The organism is Shewanella woodyi ATCC 51908, assembly GCF_000019525.1.
Lineage (GTDB): Bacteria > Pseudomonadota > Gammaproteobacteria > Enterobacterales > Shewanellaceae > Shewanella > Shewanella woodyi.
Map to the genome: position 1 here is coordinate 357,891 of NC_010506.1, position 19,136 is coordinate 377,026.

Annotated in this window: 16 protein-coding genes; 4 read left to right on the forward strand and 12 right to left on the reverse strand. The window is 42.2% G+C overall.

Going from position 1 to position 19,136, the window contains the following annotated elements; genetic code table 11:
* Positions 1-39: 39 nt before the first annotated feature.
* Both SWOO_RS01495 and SWOO_RS01500 read right to left on the reverse strand, forming a co-directional pair.
* The gene (locus SWOO_RS01495; RefSeq protein ID WP_012322940.1) at positions 40-771 is read right to left on the reverse strand and encodes a spondin domain-containing protein; all 732 of its coding nucleotides are present in this window, start codon (positions 769-771) and stop codon (positions 40-42) included.
* Between the two features lie 10 nt (positions 772-781).
* Entirely contained in the window at positions 782-1,486 is a 705-nt protein-coding gene (locus tag SWOO_RS01500) for a spondin domain-containing protein (protein WP_012322941.1), read from the reverse strand.
* A gap of 354 nt (positions 1,487-1,840) precedes the next feature.
* Here SWOO_RS01500 and SWOO_RS01505 point away from each other — a divergent pair, with 354 nt between their 5' ends.
* Positions 1,841-4,453, forward strand: a complete 2,613-nt coding sequence (locus tag SWOO_RS01505) for a putative bifunctional diguanylate cyclase/phosphodiesterase (protein WP_012322942.1) — start codon at positions 1,841-1,843, stop codon at positions 4,451-4,453.
* A gap of 72 nt (positions 4,454-4,525) precedes the next feature.
* Positions 4,526-5,329 (forward strand): SDR family oxidoreductase, encoded by an 804-nt coding sequence (locus SWOO_RS01510; protein ID WP_012322943.1) that lies wholly within the window; start codon positions 4,526-4,528, stop codon positions 5,327-5,329.
* A 33-nt stretch (positions 5,330-5,362) separates the two neighbouring features.
* On the opposite strand, the gene SWOO_RS01515 is transcribed toward SWOO_RS01510, so the two are convergent.
* The 3 genes from SWOO_RS01515 to purH all read right to left on the reverse strand — a co-directional run bounded on the left by SWOO_RS01515 (position 5,363) and on the right by purH (position 8,823).
* Complete coding sequence (locus tag SWOO_RS01515) at positions 5,363-5,587, reverse strand: hypothetical protein (protein WP_012322944.1); 225 nt, start codon at positions 5,585-5,587, stop codon at positions 5,363-5,365.
* Positions 5,588-5,750: 163 nt separating this feature from the next.
* Positions 5,751-7,043 carry a phosphoribosylamine--glycine ligase gene (gene purD, locus SWOO_RS01520; protein WP_012322945.1) on the reverse strand — a complete coding sequence of 431 codons (1,293 nt, stop codon included), beginning with the start codon at positions 7,041-7,043 and terminating at the stop codon, positions 5,751-5,753.
* 172 nt (positions 7,044-7,215) lie between these two features.
* Positions 7,216-8,823 carry a bifunctional phosphoribosylaminoimidazolecarboxamide formyltransferase/IMP cyclohydrolase gene (gene purH / locus SWOO_RS01525; protein ID WP_012322946.1) on the reverse strand — a complete coding sequence of 536 codons (1,608 nt, stop codon included), beginning with the start codon at positions 8,821-8,823 and terminating at the stop codon, positions 7,216-7,218.
* Between the two features lie 405 nt (positions 8,824-9,228).
* On the opposite strand from purH, the gene zntR reads away from it, so the two are divergent.
* Positions 9,229-9,708 (forward strand): Zn(2+)-responsive transcriptional regulator, encoded by a 480-nt coding sequence (zntR, locus tag SWOO_RS01530; RefSeq protein ID WP_012322947.1) that lies wholly within the window; start codon positions 9,229-9,231, stop codon positions 9,706-9,708.
* Positions 9,709-9,711: 3 nt separating this feature from the next.
* On the forward strand, positions 9,712-10,983 hold the full coding sequence (locus SWOO_RS01535; RefSeq protein ID WP_012322948.1) for an SO_0444 family Cu/Zn efflux transporter: 1,272 nt from the start codon (positions 9,712-9,714) through the stop codon (positions 10,981-10,983).
* 95 nt (positions 10,984-11,078) lie between these two features.
* On the opposite strand, the gene mutT is transcribed toward SWOO_RS01535, so the two are convergent.
* The 7 genes from mutT to SWOO_RS01570 all read right to left on the reverse strand — a co-directional run bounded on the left by mutT (position 11,079) and on the right by SWOO_RS01570 (position 18,850).
* Positions 11,079-11,483 carry an 8-oxo-dGTP diphosphatase MutT gene (gene mutT, locus SWOO_RS01540; RefSeq protein WP_012322949.1) on the reverse strand — a complete coding sequence of 135 codons (405 nt, stop codon included), beginning with the start codon at positions 11,481-11,483 and terminating at the stop codon, positions 11,079-11,081.
* 3 nt (positions 11,484-11,486) lie between these two features.
* A complete protein-coding gene (yacG, locus tag SWOO_RS01545; protein ID WP_012322950.1) occupies positions 11,487-11,699 on the reverse strand; it encodes a DNA gyrase inhibitor YacG in 213 nt (70 codons plus the stop codon).
* 75 nt (positions 11,700-11,774) lie between these two features.
* A complete protein-coding gene (zapD, locus tag SWOO_RS01550; RefSeq protein WP_012322951.1) occupies positions 11,775-12,509 on the reverse strand; it encodes a cell division protein ZapD in 735 nt (244 codons plus the stop codon).
* A gap of 8 nt (positions 12,510-12,517) precedes the next feature.
* Positions 12,518-13,123, reverse strand: coding sequence for a dephospho-CoA kinase (coaE, locus tag SWOO_RS01555; protein ID WP_012322952.1), 606 nt, complete (start codon positions 13,121-13,123; stop codon positions 12,518-12,520).
* 37 nt (positions 13,124-13,160) lie between these two features.
* Positions 13,161-14,072 carry a prepilin peptidase gene (locus SWOO_RS01560; protein ID WP_012322953.1) on the reverse strand — a complete coding sequence of 304 codons (912 nt, stop codon included), beginning with the start codon at positions 14,070-14,072 and terminating at the stop codon, positions 13,161-13,163.
* Between the two features lie 570 nt (positions 14,073-14,642).
* On the reverse strand, positions 14,643-17,315 hold the full coding sequence (locus SWOO_RS01565; RefSeq protein ID WP_012322954.1) for a DEAD/DEAH box helicase: 2,673 nt from the start codon (positions 17,313-17,315) through the stop codon (positions 14,643-14,645).
* Positions 17,316-17,317: 2 nt separating this feature from the next.
* A complete protein-coding gene (locus tag SWOO_RS01570) occupies positions 17,318-18,850 on the reverse strand; it encodes a site-specific DNA-methyltransferase (RefSeq protein WP_012322955.1) in 1,533 nt (510 codons plus the stop codon).
* Between the last annotated feature and the right edge of the window lie 286 nt (positions 18,851-19,136).

Genomic DNA, 19,136 nt, shown 5'->3' on the forward strand with positions numbered 1-19,136 from the left:
CGAGTGCTTTTTATTTCATCGATTGATAAACACCCTTGATTATTGAGTTCGGTTTATCATGATGCTGAGGACTGGATTGTCGAATCGATGGGATGCAGAGAGAACTGAGTCTGTTAGCCCATCGTCTTGACTTATCACCCCTGGATGAGCGTGCACCCTGTCAACATCGTCACGCATAGCATTAAACCCCTCTCCACCATCAGCAGGTCCTGGAAGAGTCCCTTTTGCTTCAGAATTGGATTCGGTACCTGCATCGTAAGCGATTGACCTAAATCTTATGGTTTGATCAACTGCTAGCTCACCTAATGAAAAGTCATTGAGACCTGCAAAAGCATCATTGGTATTGACCAACATGGTGAGTATGGATAAAGAATCAACATCATCAGGGGCGAGGCTAAGCTCTATACTCTCAGACATGCCTGGAGGCAAGATACCTGCTCCGACGGTGACGCTATCTACGTCATCCATCGATGAGAAAAGTGAACCATCACCTGACTCTGCTATTGTCTCTAGCGCCAGACTTGCAGGGGAGCCAACCTGCCAAGCTGATATGTCACCGTGTGCAATAAGAGTAATGGGAGACATTGGCTGGTTGGCCGTTAAGTTTGTCACCGTTACGCTATAAACTTGATTAACCACAGGCGCCGGTGGTGCTGGAGGGGTGACCTCTGGCGTATTATCACTATCGGAACAGGCACTGAGGAACAGGCTTGAAGATATTGCAGCCACGAGAAGGAGTTTATTTCGTGGTAGAGTTTTGAATGTATTCATCTGATACCACCTATTTAACTTCAACAACGACTCTTGCTACTGGGTTTAACCATCTGTGAATACGGCTATCAAGGTCACTTATACCACCAGCTTCATCCATATCACCTAATACACCTGCATGAATATGTACCTTGTCGTTTGCACTTGTGTCACTGACACCGGTTCCATTCATTCCTGCATCCATCCCAGGCGCAGCAGGGATACCGGGTGCACCAGGCATTCCTCCGCCATTGACTATCTCATCATTGGCTTCTGTGCCCGCATCATAAGCATTAACGTTGATAGTATAGGTGCCGGGAGTGGTAGGTATTTCCCAAGCATCAAGCCCAATAAAAGCATCATTCGTGGGCAGTACCATGGCGACTATGGATAGGTGTGTCATAGATTGAGTATCTAGCATAATCTCGTTAACTTTTCCGCCTGGAGCTAGAAGCCCTTCAGCTGGATTGCCTACCGTTAATTCGTTGTTGCCTGTTGCTGCAGCCATAAGATCTGCTATATCACCGCCTTCTGCCATTTTCTGTAATGCAGGGCTTGCCATCTCACCAGCTTGAAATTGATGGCTGGTGTTATCGTGAGCAGTGATTAGGATGGGGGTAAAGTGGTTGCCTTGAGTAAGGTTTGTGATGCTTATCTCTAACTCTGCAGCCATTGACGGTGCAGCTAGCATTAGCCCATTGAGTATTAAAATCTTACTTACTTTATTTAGGTTCATTATCTCTCTCCATATTGGTGTATATGTCGAGTATTACTAAATGAGATCACTGCAGTATCGCGTGTTTTTCACAACTTAGTTTTAAAAGTGTCACAAAAGTTTCACGGCCGAGTGGGGATAGGTTAGTCAGATCTCAAAATGAGGTAAATATTAATTTTACAGAGGGTTTTGTGTGCTAAATCAAAGCTAAGTAGTTTAGAAGGATGCACCCTATCGCTTACTTTAGCAACGGGCAAATTATAGCGGGTGTTATCCTGTTCCCAAATGGGGTATTTTGCACGGCGAAGTTATGGCTTTAGTCTGTTTTGAGTGGAGCCGCTGTTAATTTTCCATGAATGATCCCTGTGAGACAAAATGCATATTGGCAAGAAACTCATCGTCTTTGTTGTTGGCTTCTGTCTTCCGGCAGTTATTGCCGTTTCTTACTGTTTAAGCATGTGGTTTGAGCATAGAGTCGATAGATTAAGAATGAATGCCGTTAACGCTGAGTTAGTGGCTATTAAGACACAATTGAACAGTGATATTAAACAATTGACGCTAATGGCCGATGTTTATGCGGTTCCTATTGCAGATCTTAGCCCCATGTCCAGAGTTTCATTAGATGAAGCTTGGCGTAACAGTACAATCTCGGACAGCCTTAGTCTATTTTATCTTAATCGAGGAGAGTTGGAGCCTTTCTCACCACTTTATGATGATATCCTCTCCTTTGAATTTGATAAGTTACCCAAGGAGCTATTGAGTCATACCAAGCGAAAAAGTGGCGTATATATCGAAGATAATAGTGGCTTTATGGTTAGTCAGGTGCCCATCACTGATCATAAGTCAGTTTTGATTGTAAGAAAGCTGACAGAGGAGCTGCTGTCTAGCTATGGAGCAAATGACTTTGTTCATAAGATCTATTTCGCGCCGGGTCCTGCTGATGATCATTATATAATCGATGGCGCAAAGTATATTGTTGATCTCGATGTCGCGAGCTTACTGCCCCGACAAGATTCCCACCTTGAGGTTCAGTTTTCCACGGAGATGTATAACAAGGTTTGGCTTAAATACGATCTTGTGACTTTTGGTATTGTTGGTCTTGGGCTGTTGATACTCATCATTGGTTATATCTGGTTAAAGCTTGGTCTTATTCGGCCTTTCCATCGCTTGATGTCTCAACTAGCGGATATTGATCCTAAAGCTAAGGCCTATACGCCGATACAAGGCTCTGGTTGCTCCGAATTGATTGTAATGGCAGATAGGGTAAATACATTATTAGCACGTATTTTTCAGCAGAAAGAGCGAGCTAAGATAACCTTGGAGTCAATTGCTGAGGCGGTAATTTTAACCGATACACACGCTAAAGTTGTTTATTTGAATCCACAAGCAGAGCGAATGCTTGAGATTAAAGAGGCTAAGGCAATTGGTGCCAAGATAGATACACTTTTAAAAGCGGACAAAACAATTAAGAGTGCTTTGTTGAATGTTATGGGGAGTCAGGTCCAGCAAACTATACTGAATAAGCATATGTTTAGGACTGGTAATGCTAAGGTTATGGAGCGTAGCGTTAGCAGCTTACTAAACCACCAACAAGAGGTGGTAGGCTCTGTGATTGTGCTTAGAGACATAACCCAAGAGGAGAAATTAAAGCGGCAGCTAAGAGTCAGAGCTAACTTTGACCCAATAACATCTCTGCTTAATCGAAGGGCTTTTGAGGAGAGATTGACTCACTTTAGTGAGAACGCACACTCTCTAGCCATCTGTTATTTTGATCTTGAGCAATTTAAGTTAATCAATGATTCTTGTGGTCATAGCGCTGGCGATCAGATGTTGGCCATGGTGGCTAAAGCGATACAGTCTTGCCTGAATAAAGAGGATCTACTTGCGCGTTTAGGCGGCGATGAATTTGGTTTGGCAATACGAAATCAAAGTGCAGTTGAAGTTGCTCAAATAGTGAAACGTGTGATCTCCAGAGTCTCACTCCAAGTTCTACATCATCATGCTTGTCATTACCGCGTTGGGGTCAGTGTCGGCATCGCAATTGCCCGTGCACCCTATATCGCATCAAAAGAGCTGGTGAAAGATGCTGATATTGCTTGTTTAGCCGCGAAACGTAAAGGGAGTAATCAGATCCATTTTTATGATGATAAAGATAAGGAGTCTGTTTACCAACGTAATGCACCCATGTGGGCAGTGAGGATCGGACAGGCGATTGAGCACAATGAACTTCTTCTTTATTACCAAGAGATCAAAGGGATGGGAGAGGGAGTCAATCGTCAGAGAATGGAGATATTACTGCGTGTGCAGGAACCCTGTGGTCGGATACTTGCCCCTGCACAATTTATTGAAGCTGCTGAACGCTTTAAGTTGATGAATGAAGTTGATAAAGAGGTTATTCGCAAAACATTTCTCTGGTTATCTTTGCATGAAGATATTTGGGATGATCACTGCATTTCCATCAACCTTTCTGGTAACAGCTTAGGAGCGGAGGGGATGGTTGAGTATATCGCTAAGCAGTATGAGCGTTTTGAGATCCCGAGCCAGTGTATCTGTTTTGAGATAACAGAAACCAGTGCTATTCAAAATCGTAATCGCGCTATGGATATGATTAATCACCTACGCAAACTTGGTTTTTCATTTGCCCTAGATGATTTTGGTAGTGGCTTTGCATCTTATGGTTATCTGAAAGAGTTGCCCGTTGATTACGTCAAAATCGATGGTTGTTTTGTCAAAAATTTAGCTAACAATGCTAAATATTTTGCCATTGTAAAATCGATTCATGATGTATGTTGTGCCATGGGAATAGAAACTGTGGCTGAGTTTGTCGAAAACCAAGATATTATTGATAAATTAGAGAAAATTGGTATTAACTATGCTCAAGGGTACGCAATAGGCAGGCCAAAACCTTTAAATAATTATGTGCAAAGTCGGACGATTCAAGTTGAACAAGCTAAACTTGTATCTGAAGTTCAACTTTTGAGCGCATAAAGTTTGCCATAATGATGTAAGTATGTGATTTTATATGAATAGATAGTAAGTGATATTATTCAAGGAATGAATATGGATGGATTAAATGGAAAAGTCATTATTATCACTGGGGCCTCAGAAGGAATTGGCCGTGCATTAGCCCTCTCCATGGCACCTCTGGGCTGTAAATTGGTATTGAGTGCTAGGAACGAGTCTAGACTGCTCTCTTTAGCACACGAGATAGAGAGTCAGGGGGAGCCTCCCCTGGTGTTTGCCACAGATGTCACCAGTCAGTCACAGTGCCAAGAGTTAATTGATGCCACGGTAGAGCACTTTGGTTGCTTAGATATTTTAATCAATAATGCCGGTATGACTATGTGGTCCAAGTTCGATGAGCTATCGGATTTAAGTGTGTTAGAACGGATAATGCAGGTTAATTATCTAGGTCCCGCCTACTTAACACACGCAGCACTCCCACAACTGAAATTAACTCAAGGACAAGTGGTGGTCGTGGCCTCATTAGCCGGACTGACAGGCGTACCTGCCAGAGCGGGGTATGCTGCATCAAAGCACGCTGTTATGGGTTTTTTTGAGTCTTTGCGTATTGAACTTGCTGAGCATAATGTTGCCGTGACGACACTATGTCCGGACTTTGTCACAACTCAGGCTCATAAGCGTGCTTTGGATGCCGATGGTGAGCCCTTAGGACAAACCCCAATTCAGGAGTCAAGAGTGATGTCGGCTGAGGAGTGTGCTCGGATGATGTTACCTGTGATTTCAGGCCGAAATAGAATGATGATCACCTCACTTAGAGGAAAGTTAGGGCGGTTTGTAAAGTTAGTAGCCCCAGGAATGATCGATAGAATGGCCCGAAGAGCAAGCTCTTCAGGCTATTAGATGCTTCAAACGGGATATCTAAGAGAGCAAAGTCTAGGACTTAGTATTTAAGTGATTAATGATAGTTTGCTCTGCATCGGTTTGGGTTATCTGATTGTTTGATACTGTGATCTGAGCCGTTGGGGTGACGCCATTGGCCTCCTCTGCGATATGAAGCCAATCAGGGTGCCAGTAAAAAGAGGTGCCTGATATCGTATTCCAGTTATGTACTCCTGCTGTTTCCCCTTGATAAACCAGATCGCCAATAGAATATTTCATTGATACTTCCTTTCATTCAAATTAATGACAATATAGTGCGCTTCATCTAAAGAGAAAAGTGTGATCTACGTCCTGTTTTGTTTGTGTTGAGTCTGCTCGTTGCTATAAAGCTTTGGATATAAAAAAACCGGTTAAATACCGGTTTTTATTCATTATAGAAAGATTAACTTTCCCGTGAGATAGCGCGGTAGGCGATATCTGTGCGGAAGTAGATATCATCCCAATGGATCTTTTCAACCAAAGCATATGCAGCTTGTTGAGCTTCAGTGACACTATTTCCTAGGGCTGTTGCACAGAGGACTCGTCCGCCATTAGTTACCACATGGCCATCTTTCATGCTGGTGCCAGCGTGGAAGACTTTAGCATTATTGTTACCAAGGTCTAAGCCATCAATCACGTCATGCTTACGGTAGGCTTCAGGGTATCCGCCTGCTGCTAGAACAACGCCCACGGCTGCACGGCTATCAAACTCAGCAGTAACTTTATCTAGCTCACCACGAGTGGCGGCGAGACAAAGCGCTACTAGATCTGATTGCAGACGCATCATAATGGGTTGAGTCTCTGGATCGCCGAAGCGACAGTTATACTCAAGTACTTTTGCGCTGCCGTCAGGGGCGATCATCAGGCCTGCGTACAGGAAGCCTGTGTAGACATTCCCTTCTGCAGCCATTCCATCGACGGTTGGACGGATCACATTGTTGATTGTCCAGTCATGTACTGCTTGAGTGACGACTGGAGCCGGCGAATATGCACCCATACCGCCAGTATTTGGACCGTAATCACCGTTATCACGGGCTTTATGATCTTGGCTGGTGGCCATGGCAAGAATGTTTTTACCGTCAACCATAACGATAAAACTGGCTTCCTCACCTTTAAGAAACTCTTCGATAACCACGCGGGAGCCCGCTTCGCCAAATTTGTTGCCCGCTAACATATCTTCAATGGCGGCATCGGCTTGGATTTGGTCTTCGGCGATGATCACGCCTTTACCCGCAGCAAGGCCATCGGCTTTTATTACAATCGGAAAGCCAGTATTTGCCGTAACTTGAGTTACATAGGCTTTAGCTGGTTCAATCTCAGTAAAGTTTGAGTAGGCTGCGGTTGGAATATTGTGTCTAGCTAAGAAGTCTTTAGTGAAAGCTTTAGATGACTCTAGCTGTGCAGCACCTTGTGTTGGGCCAAAAATGGGTAGTTGAGCGTCATTGAATGCATCCACCACACCGAGTGCTAAAGGCACTTCAGGGCCAACGATAGTGATTTCAATGGCTTTGTCTTGTGCAAAAGCGACAAGAGCTGGAATATCTTCAACCTGAATAGCGACATTTTCAAGCTTAGGTTCCATAGAGGTCCCTGCATTGCCTGGAGCGACAAATACGGTTTCTACTTGTGCTGACTGAGCCGCTTTCCACGCTAGAGCGTGCTCACGTCCGCCGCCACCTATTACTAATACATTCATTTTTTTATCCTTTATCGCTTCTTCATCGGCTCTTGAACTGCATCAAACATACTCATGTATTGGCATTTTTTACCAATAAGAATCTGCGTGTGTTTTCTTTGTTCTAGAACCGATGATTTTGCGCTAAACCTTAAAAATTAATATTTTGTTCGAAACTCGAAACTTAGTTCTATTAATGACGGAAGTGACGCATTCCGGTAAATACCATCGCCATACCGTGCTCATCTGCTGCTGCAATGATCTCTTCATCACGGATAGAGCCACCTGGTTGGATGATACAGCTGATGCCGGCAGCGGCTGCGGCATCAATGCCATCACGGAACGGGAAGAAAGCATCAGATGCCATCACTGAGTCTTGCACCTCTAACCCTTCATCAGCAGCTTTTATACCAGCCACCTTAGCGCTATAGACACGGCTCATTTGGCCTGCGCCAACACCGATTGTCATGCTGTTCTTTGCATACACAATCGCGTTAGACTTAACAAATTTGGCGACTTTCCAGCAGAACATTAGATCTTTCATCTCAGCTTCAGTTGGTTGACGTTTAGAGACGACTTTCACCTCATCAAGTCCAACCATACCTTGGTCTCTATCTTGAAGCAGCAGCCCGCCGTTAACACGCTTGTAATCAAGGCTGGTGGTCTTATTTGCCCATTCACCACACTCAAGCAGGCGAACATTGGCCTTAGCTGCAACAACATCACGAGCGGCTTGGCAAACCTTAGGGGCGATAATGACCTCTACAAATTGACGCTCAACAATCGCTGCTGCAGTTTCAGCATCAAGCTCTGCGTTGAAGGCGATAATGCCACCAAAAGCCGAGGTAGGATCGGTTTGGAATGCACGGTTGTAGGCTTCAAGTAGGTTTTCACCAATGGCTACGCCACATGGGTTGGCATGTTTTACAATCACACAGGCAGGTTCACTGAACTCTTTAACGCACTCAAGTGCAGAGTCTGTGTCGGCGATATTGTTATAGGAGAGCGCCTTGCCCTGTAGTTGAACAGCTGTCGCAACAGAAGCTTCATCTATATTTGTATCGACATAGAAAGCGGCTGTTTGATGGCTATTTTCGCCATAACGTAGATCTTGTTTTTTAACTAGTTGAGTGTTGTAGGTGCGTGGGAATTTAGAGTCTTCAGCGCATAAAGAGCGTTCATGACACTCATCTTGACTGTGAGCAGGAACTTTTGTACCGAAGTAGTTTGCGATCATGCCATCGTATGCGGCTGTATGTTCAAAGGCGGCAATCGCTAAGTCGAAGCGAGTTTCTAGTGTGGTGCTGCCTTGATTCGCTTCCATCTCAGCAATGACGCGATCGTAATCATGTGCATTGACTATGATGGTGGTGTCTTTATGGTTTTTGGCTGTAGAGCGGACCATAGTTGGGCCACCGATATCGATATTCTCGACAGCGTCTGCGAGCGTGCAGCCCTCTTTAGCGACAGTTTCTGCAAATGGATACAAGTTAACCGCAACTAGGTCGATTGGCTTAATGTTATTTTGTTCCATAACAAGCTCATCGATGCCACGACGTGCCAAGATACCGCCATGCACTTTAGGGTGCAGAGTTTTAACGCGGCCATCCATGATCTCTGGATGTCCAGTATGATCCGACACTTCAATGACAGGCACACCATTATCTGCCAAAAGGCGGGCGGTGCCACCAGTAGACAGTAGCTCTACGCCTTGAGCGTGTAGTGATTTAGCAAACTCAAGGATTCCGGTTTTATCTGAAACGCTTAACAGCGCGCGACGAATGGGTCTGGCATTATTCATTTTGGGTACAGTGTCCAGTAGTTATATTTAAGGATCTTTCGGAAAACAGAACTGTATCATCAGGTTCGATAACAAAATCTGTTTTCCAAAAGTCCCTCAATGCTAGCTTCCTGCACTTGCCTCCTTCGCAGCGCGCGTATTTTAACGTAAATCTTCTCTCTAGGCTTTTTATTTATATGTGATTTCACAATACGCATACGCGAACAAAGAGTCATGGCTTAAGGGGATATTTGAGAGCTGATTGGTGGCGGCACATATATATTTTGCCGCTCTTCACACACTGGCTATCTAAAAGGTGTTTTAAGGAGATATTTATTGCACTATAACCCTTGACCTTGGATTTAACTCTAAGGTTTATACTTAGTCATATTCTAGGTTATTTGCGATGACTGATAAGGGCAATTCATGTATCGAATTGGTGAGTTAGCTAAGCAGTGTGAGGTGAAAGCCGACACATTGAGGTTTTATGAGAAGCATGGTCTGTTGGCGCCATCCTCCCGAAGTGACTCAGGTTACCGTTTGTATAATGAGCATGACGCGGAGCGGTTACGCTTTATCTTAAGGGCTAAGGCGGTTGGTTTTACATTAGCTGAGATCACAGAGCTACTCTCTATTGAGCTGGATAAGTCGAATTGGGCGTGTGCAGATGTAAAAGGCATGGTAGACATCAAACTTGAACATGTGAATCAAAAAATTGCTGAGCTTAAGCATTTTCAGGTTTCACTAGAGCGTCTATCTGATGCATGTTGCGGCGGACCAGAAAGTGCAGAGCACTGTTCAATACTAGAAGCGTTAGAGTCAAATACCGATAGCATAAAGTGTGAAAATCACGGCCATCACCATGATGCATCTCAGTATACAAAAAATTGTCAGAGTAAGGGTTAGTCTATGTTGTTAGCGAATTTTATTGATCTCTTTTTAGATTCAGCGCCTTGGTTGCTCTTAGGGCTATTTTTAGCCGGTATGTTGAAGATGTTTGTCCCTATGGCGTGGATGCAGAAACAACTTGGAGGACACGGCTTTAAAGCAACTGTCAAAGCGGCGGTGTTAGGCGCGCCTCTACCTCTTTGCTCCTGTGGTGTTATCCCTGCTGCAGTGGGATTACGTCGCTCTGGAGCATCAAAGGCGGCAACAACCTCTTTTTTGGTCTCTACTCCTGAAACAGGCGTAGATTCAGTGACAGTGTCATATGTCTTACTTGGCCCATTTATGGCTATTGTTAGGCCCATCGCTGCTGTAACAAGCGCAATTGTAGCGGGTCTATTGGTTGGGCGGGATGATAACGATAGTGCTGTAATCGCAGAGTCAGAGTCTCAAAGTGTGAAGCCGAGTAGTTCTTCATCTTGCTGTAGTGCTAGTAAGGGAGTAAAAAATACACCCGAAGTTACCATGACGCCCATTAATGCTGATGAGAGTTTAATGGTTCACCCTGCTACAAAGGTTAAGGCTGACTCATGTTGCAGTAATAAGCCTGTAGAGAAGCAGAAAGCCAACAACTCATGTTGTTCAACGAGTAGTGATACTGTTGATGAAGGTGAAGCTTGTTGTGAGTCGACAAAAGATGTGGCAACTGAGCTTAAAGGTACCCCGGTATTAAATCGTATCGGTAAAGGTTTGCATTTTGCAGCCACAGATTTGGTTCGTGATACGACAGTTTGGCTATTGATTGGTTTGTTTTTTGCCGCATTAGTTCAAACCTATGTTCCGGGTGATTTTATGGCTAAATGGGGCGATGGCATATTAGCTATGCTAGTGATGGTACTTATCTCTGTTCCTATGTATATCTGTGCTACGGCGTCGACTCCCATTGCAGCAGGCCTTCTATTAGCTGGTGTTTCACCTGGAGCTGTACTGGTATTTATGTTGGCGGGCCCTGCAACGAATATTGCAACATTAGGTGTTGTCACTAAAGAGCTAGGCAAGCGCGCACTATTTGGTTATCTGGGAGGTGTACTGGGTGTGGCGCTATTGTCAGGTATTTTGGTTAACTATCTGGTTGAGACGTTTGGATTTGAGGTGATGCCACAGATTGGTGAGCAACATAACTTGCTTCCAGAAGCTATCGTCTATAGCTCTGGTGTTGTGCTCGCGATTTTGATGGTAAAAGTGCTGGTGGAAAAGCTACCCAAAAACTGGTGGCGACGAGATTGCTGCTCTTAATCCAATGAGCTGAGTATTAAACTAAGCCAGTTGATTGTATCCGCTGGTTTTTTTGTGCAATATAATTTCTGCTGTTTAGTTATTCAATAGCTATTTTAATCAGCTAAAATTTTGTCAAGAATAGGCTTGTTAGCTTCTGGGAACTCATAATTTATCAGCTCTTTCTTTGGTACCCAGCAGATCTCTTGCTGTTCCAGTCCACGGGCTTTACCTGTAAAATTAGTGACTAAGTGTATATCGAGTAACACCTGCTTGTCTGGATAATCGTGACTGATCTCCATAAGTGGGGAACTTGAAGCGACGTCTAAATTGACCTCCTCCTTGAGTTCTCTTTTCAGTGCATCCGTTACGGTTTCACCTAGCTCAACTTTTCCGCCAGGAAATTCCCACTTTCCACCCTGATGAAGATGATCAAGGCGTTTCGCAAGTAAAATCTCTTGTTTGTCATTGATGATAACGCCAACTGCAACATGTACTCTCTTTTTTACTGAGTCAGTCATAGGTTAATTCTCTTTGAAAAAGTCAGCTTCGTCATAACCTAGGTTATCTAAGTCATCGGCATCGAATTCAGGTTTAACGGGGATGGCATGCTTTTCTGACGCCCAATCTCCAAGATCGATGAGCTTGCAGCGCTCACAGCAGAAAGGTTTAAATTTAGATTCGTTATTCCAGATCACATCTTTTTGGCAGGTAGGGCATTTAACACTTGTAGGCATGACGTAAGACTCAATTACTTAGGTTAGCAAACTGTTGTCGCTAAGGGATTAGAGAGATGGGTAATAATACTGATTTTAAGCGCAGGTGGCTAATTGGAATTCGATGGTTTTATCTGAGTGTTTCTGTTGTTCAAATTGAACAAAATGAATCGCAAAGCGATTTTTGTGTCCACTGATAGTCGGGTAGCAGCCCTGTTGAGAGTCAATTTTGACTCGTATCATTGAGAGTGCTTGATTGCTATTACCTTGAAAAAAACCCACTTTAGCCGTGGTATCGTTGAATTGGGTTGTCTGTCTGGTGAGTTCAAGTAGGAGTTTGATTGGGCTTAGTAGCGCGGTAAAGTTTTCGACCCAAGCTAAGTATTCTTGCTGACGTACATCCCAAGGTTTAGCTAGCCAGTAATGGAGCTGAGGGAGGTCGAAGTTACAACAGGCGCCCGGCATATTGAATCTCTGCCTTAGTGCGGCTAAGAAACGATCTTGTTTTAGTGCTGATCCAGGGCGGTCGCAAGCTTGTAAGGTTTCCTTGGCTGTTACTAAGCGGTTTAAATAAAATTCGACCTGTTGTTTATCTATATGGGGAAGAGTTTGCCAGTTAGAAAGTGTGATTATCTGTTTATCAAGATCCTTTAACACTTCACCACGATAGTCACAGCGCTCAGTTAATTCACACAAAGAAAAAAGCGGATAGAAGCATCTGTGTTGATGATCTTGTTCCACATTCGTCTCTAGCTGCTGTGATAAATACTCTAATCGAAGAAAGCTTCTGGTTTTTTCGTTTAAAGGTTGTTCATAGGTCAATTCTGTCATGGCATTGATTAAGTGTTATTGGACAATTTTAAATAGTTATTATGTAGTGCAACCACTTTATTTCTAAGTGCCGATCTCTCTCCATGATTGTCGATGACATCATCAGCTTTTGACAGCTTATCCTCTCTCGAAGCTTGGCTATCTATTATCTTCTGTACCTGCTCTGCAGTTACTGAGTCCCTGATTTTTGTTCTATTGCGTTGCTGCTCTGGTGAAATATCAACCAAAAGTGTTCGATCTACTAACCTATCTAATCCATTCTCAAATAGCAAGGGAGCAATCAAAATGCTATAGGGTGAGCGGGTATTATCGAGCTGCTTTAACATCTCTGTACGGATAATGGGGTGCAATAGGGCATTTAGCCACTCTAGCTCTTCGGGTTTTGAAAAAATATGTTCCCTAAGCTTAGCTCTGTTTAGTGTGGAGTCGGAGTTGAGAATATCGGCTCCAAAGTGTTGAGCTATTTTAGTGAGCCCTAGCGATCCTATTGCAACCACTTCACGTGCAACAATGTCGGCATCGACTAGTTCAATGCCTAACTCTGCAAATATATTGGCAACGGTTGTTTTACCACTGCCAATTCCACCTGTTAACCCAACTACTAAATTTGTCATGTCTCTATAGCCTAAAAGGTGTCTCTAATATTTGATTCTAAAGGGTGGAGAGGTACCAAGCGTTGATACTTGAGCCCCATATCATGGCTATCCAACCCGCGATAGCGATATAGGGGCCAAACGGAATAGGGTTTGTGTGATTGATTTTTTTTGTCACAATCAATCCAATACCAATAATCGCTCCGACGAGTGAAGAGAGTAATACTATTATGGGGAGTAGTTGCCAACCCAGCCAAGCACCGAATACGGCTAATAGCTTAAAGTCGCCATAACCCATCCCTTCCTTGCCTGTTAATAGCTTAAACCCCCAAAATACACTCCAGAGACTCATGTAACCAGCTGCAGCACCAATAATGGCATCAGTTGGGCTAACAAAAGTGCCGTTGAGGTTGATGATAAGCCCTAGCCAGAGTAGGGGAAGGGTGATCTGATCTGGTAATAGCATTTCGTCAAGGTCAATTCCAGTCAAGACGATTAAACCAAAAGTTAATGTTGTGGCTAAGGCAAACTCAATAGTTGGGCCAAAATGAAGCGCCAGAAAAGCAATCGCTAATCCAGTCAATAACTCTATAACAGGGTATCTGGCTGAGATATGAGTCTTACATGATGCACACTTACCTTTTAGCATTAACCACCCAAGAATAGGAAGGTTATGCCAAGGTTTTATATGGGTGCCGCATTTTGGGCATGCTGAATGAGGTATGACTAAATTGTATTTTTCAGGATAACTATCAATTGGCTTTTCTAGTTTTTTAGCAATAGGCTTAACTAGCGCTTCATGGTATTCATTCAGATATTGGTTGCATTCCTGCTGCCACTCTCGCTTCATCATTACTGGTAAGCGGTGAATGACGACATTGAGAAAGCTGCCGATAACGGCTGCAAAAACAAAACTAATCATGGCAAAGAGCCACAAATTATGGCTCATAGTGGAGATAAATTCGGACATGGAGTTTTAGTTCTTATTTGGCGTTATTATTAGTCAGCATTTTAACTGACGCTTTAAGCTGTTAGGAAGCCATAATTATATTCAACTATGCAATGGCTACCTCCTACAGAGACTAAAGAGAAAAATCGTTTCATTCTACTTGGTGAGTGAGTGAATCCTTTTACTCTATGGGTCAGCATGTAGTCTCTGTAATACCTTACAAGTTTCTCACGCAGTCAATGTGTCATTATGTTGCAATATTATGTACAAGTATACTCTAGCTAGACGAAAATGAAACAGTCTAGTTGGTCATAAAAGAAACTGATTTTTAGGTGAGAATGAAACGATTGCGATGTGTAAGTCTGTTTTTATATGTACAGGATTGTAGGTAAGATAACCACCTCAGACTGTTACAAGCAAGTTCTAACAGTCTTTGGAGGCTTGGTATTAAGTCACTTTTTCTTAGGCTTTATTTCGATAACCGTTATTATCATAAGTAATCTTCAAAGCGTATGTAGCGAAAGGTATGGACACGTATTCCTTACACCTTTCGCATCATAAATACTCCGTGCTATCACTCTATAGCATAGGTTAGCTAATTATATTCAAGAGTTGCTGTCTGACGCCTTGGCCGTTGTCATCCTTCTTTACAGCCATAAGAAATAAGCAATTACCTTGACTATGCTTAGCCCATAAATCACCAACTAGACGTTTCTCTGCTGAGTCATCATTGGTTTTGTAAGCTTCACCCTTATATTCAACTACTAAAATTCGACCATCATTAAGCTCAACAATAAAATCAGGAAAGAAGTTACCATGTGCTAATGGCAAGCTAAATGAAGCTTCTTCACGCCTTACAAGGTTTCTGACCCAGTGCTTAACTTCAGGCATTAAATCTATAATTTGAGCACAATCGAACTCTTCACCACTAGATTTCATATCTTCAATTTGAGGATAGTAATGCTTATTAAAGTCGTAGCTACCGCTATAGTATGGTGGACGAGCTGGATAGTTATTGGCTTTAAATTCATAACTGAAATCATAAGTCGTTAATACTTCAGATTCATTAGAAAATAATGCTTGTTGATAACCTTTGGTTGCTGCTTGTTTCCTGTACTCAGATACTAAATCTTGAATCGCATTCGCCAATGGGTACTTATTTCTAATCAAGGTTGTAAGAGTTAGCTCAGGCTTTTTCATCAAGTGATTGATGACATTTGACATAAAGCCAGTCATTTCTCTTTGAGTTACATCACTTTGGCGACATTCCATGTCTAGCCAGCCAACTAGTTCATCTTGAGTAACGTCTGTATTAGCAAAGTTTAAGTTTAGAGTTTGTGTATCATCTACAAAGCTATATTTAACCTTTTTCCCCTGCAAATCTACTGAGAAGCTAGTGGTATCTTCAGTAGGCTTGTAGTCTAGAACAGCAGGGTAATCTAATAGATTCCAGCCAAAAGCATCTAGAAAAACTTCTTTTTCAGCAAGTTCTAGCTCACCTTGGCTCATTACGCATAATCTTGGAAGTACGGCAAATTTAGCGCCATTTTCAGATGGCGATTGTGCCGCATAAACACTCTGGTTATGCATCTTGATAGATCTTTCTATTGATTTTTTAGGCTCTATTGCCACTTTCTCCAAAGCTTTTTTCAAAGTGTCTGATACTTTGCCAGTTACAGTAACAACTTTACGTCCTTCAACTTCAGATACCTTTATACTGCTTCGGTCTTCTTCAGTTAATAACGTTGAATCAACCACATCCTTAACTTCGACCATTAGCGTTGTTGGTGACAATTTTGATTCTGGCTTTTTGTTACCGCTTGAGTCAAATAATTCACCCTGACTAGCGTCTTGCTGACGAAGAAACGTTGCTACTTCTAGTTCTTCAAAGCCCATTGCGATAAGCTTATCTGCGAGTTCTTTTGCTGCTTGAGCCAAGCTATTGGTTGATAAGTGGGCATAGGCTCTATTTAAGTCTTCAATAACTCTTCGTTTTGCATATGGCATACGCAAAACTCGGCCTAATAGCTGTTCAGCATCTTTACTTGAAGAAACTTGTTTCACTGAGCAAAATACGTATGCAAATGAACAATCCCAACCTTCTTTTAATGCTTCAATTGTAATTACAAACTCAACTGGGCAGTCGGGTTGAAAAATATCAAGTCCATCAAGCTCTCGTTGTGTACCAGTAGCAATGGCGATCTTACTTTCATCGATATGGTGTTGTTCCATTAAGCACTGCTTTAAAACATCGACAGTTACTTTACCGCTCTTGCTTTCTGCCTGTAATAAAACTATCGGTCGGATATAGTCAGTATCTTTTTGAGCTTTTACTGCCAACCTTTCTCTGGTGAGTACAGCGTCTCTTACTGCTTCTTCCCAACCATTTACATGTTCAGTTAGGATGATTGGAAGTTTTATCATCTCCTCAGCTTTTAGCTGAGCAGCAGACACATGATATAAAATATTACTTGCATTGGTTCCAGTAGTATTAGGTGTGGCGGTAAACTCCATAATGGCAGCAGGGTAAACACGTTTAAGTGTGTCGAAGGTTAATGGAGTTCTAGCATTGTGGGCTTCGTCTACAATAACGAGTGGGTTATAAAGCGCCAATAAATTTGCAAACGAGTATTTGACTTTGCCAATGTCTCTAACTGTTAATCCGTTTTCTGAAACATCATCTTCAGTTACCTTTTCTAATTTATCAAATGCAGGGTTAGCACTTGTTAATTTAGAAAAATGAGGTTCAAAGTCTTCGTGATACTGATAAACCTTGCGATCTGTGGTTTTTGTTACTCTTAGATTCGCTAAAGTAGAAACAACAATAATGGCTTTATTGCCGATATCTTGAGAACGAATTTGGTTAACATCTGCGATATCATAAACGCTGACATTATTAGCAAATGCTTTGTTTAAGTGCTCGGTATAAGCTGGATTGCTTTTTAAAGCTGCAACAGTTTGCTGTTGAATCGTTGTGGTTGGCACTAACCATAGCGTAATTGGATAGCTTTTGGATAAAAACTCCTTGGCTGCTGTTGAAATCGCATAGGTGCCTAATATGGTTTTACCACCACCAGTCGGAATACGAACACAGACATAAGGAGTATTATCAAATTTATAAGCTCGATATGGTACATCAGTGAAATTATTCTCTTTTAAAGATTCACTGAAAGATGTTTCTATATTATTCGTCTCACGGCAGCGCTTGAAGAAACTAGCTAGGGTATCTAACGCACCTTGTTGGTAGCTTTTTAACTGGAACATCCCTATCTCCCACGTACATCATACGGAATTTGTTTAAATATTATATTTTCACTTTTTAGACGAGCAGAACCCATACGGCTGGTTTCGCCATAGATCACTTTCTTTCCGTTTTCAGCATCTAGCGGGTGCTCAGGCAATATCGCTAATACCTTCGATGTTAAAACGTTGCCACCATCAGGACGTTTATCCCCAAGGATACCGTTATATAAAAGGTAATAAGCAGTACCGTTGTGAACACCAAGTAACGGTGATTTTTCTTTTTGATCTAATGAATTGCGGGTATCGCCGTACCAGATGTGAGAAGCAAGGGCATTAAAGCTAATTCCTTCTTTTAATGAACCGTTTTCATTAAAGATAACCTCACCTAAGCGATAAAAATTAAACCCACCGCCACCTTGCCATGCCACGTCCTTAGATATGCCGCCTTGTTCGCCATCAATTACCTTTTTTTGTCGATGAACGCATAAGCTTTCTGCATGTTCTCCTAATTCAATACCAATGAATTTTCTATTCATTTTTGCAGAAACGGCAGAAGTAGTTCCAGAACCTAAAAATGAATCCAATACTAAATCACCTTCTTTTGAGGCTATATTTAAAATTCTTTGGATTAGTTTTTCTGGTTTTGGAGTAATAAATATTTCATCTAACTCATTAAATACTTCACGAACTTCTTTTTTGGCATCTGCGTTAGAACCTGCATCTTGGTAAGACCAAAATGTTGCTGGAACAACCCCATCTTTTGCCTCGCTAAGAAACTTCTTAACCCTTGGAACATTGTTTCCATCTTTTCCCCACCAAATTCTATTATCTGAATCTAATTTTTTAAAACTGTCTTCAGATATGCGCCAGAATGTCCCTTGAGGTGGGACATGTTTTCTTCCTGATGGCGAAACTATTTCATAGGTGCCTAGGCTATAATAATTTCTTGCTTGAATAGCATTGGTAGTCCACGCTCCACGTTTGTCATCATCAGCATTTGAGTAGTTTGAAGCTGATTTCTCGGTTCTGGGAAGTAAATTTCGTTCCCATATTTGTTTGTTTTTTGAATAAACCAAAACATGCTCATGCATATCTGACAAATATTTAGCTGAATTTTTTACGGTATAAAGCTTTTGCCAAATGCAGTTAGCAACAAAGTTTTTCCTACCGAAAATTTCATCTAAAATCACCTTCATATAGTGCGATTCATTGTCATCTAATGTAATCCAAATAGAACCATCATCTGCTAATAGCTGGTGTAAAAGCTCCATCCTTGGGTAAATCATACTTAACCAATGACTATGCTCTAAATTGTCATCGTAATGCTCAAAGGCACTTTTGGTATTATATGGTGGGTCAATGAAGATGCATTTAACTCTACCTGCATGGGTAGGGATGAGCGCTTTCAATGCTTCAAGGTTGTCACCTTGGATTAGCATGTTGTCGGTATTCGCTTCACCATAAGATAACTCTGGAACTTGCTCCAATAAACGATATGGACAGTCTCTTGCTGCGGTGACAGATTGCTCTTTATTTAACCAGTTTAGAATCGGCATTTAGCCATACTCCCTTTGCGTATCAAGCGACTAACGGCTAACACGTTTTCTAGACGAAATTATGCCGTGGAACATACCATATGCCTCAAATTTAGTCACTGAAAAGAGAGGTGTATTTAGTGTTGAATCTGGCAAGAATTTTTAAGCAAAACGTCTGTTTTTCTCTGTTGATATTGCTGATTACCATGCAGCAATTAAATCGCAAGTTTTCTAGTTAAAACCTTGTTGAAATGTCCTTTAACCTGCTCAATAGGCGGTAGTTCCATATCATCAATAATAAAGCCAA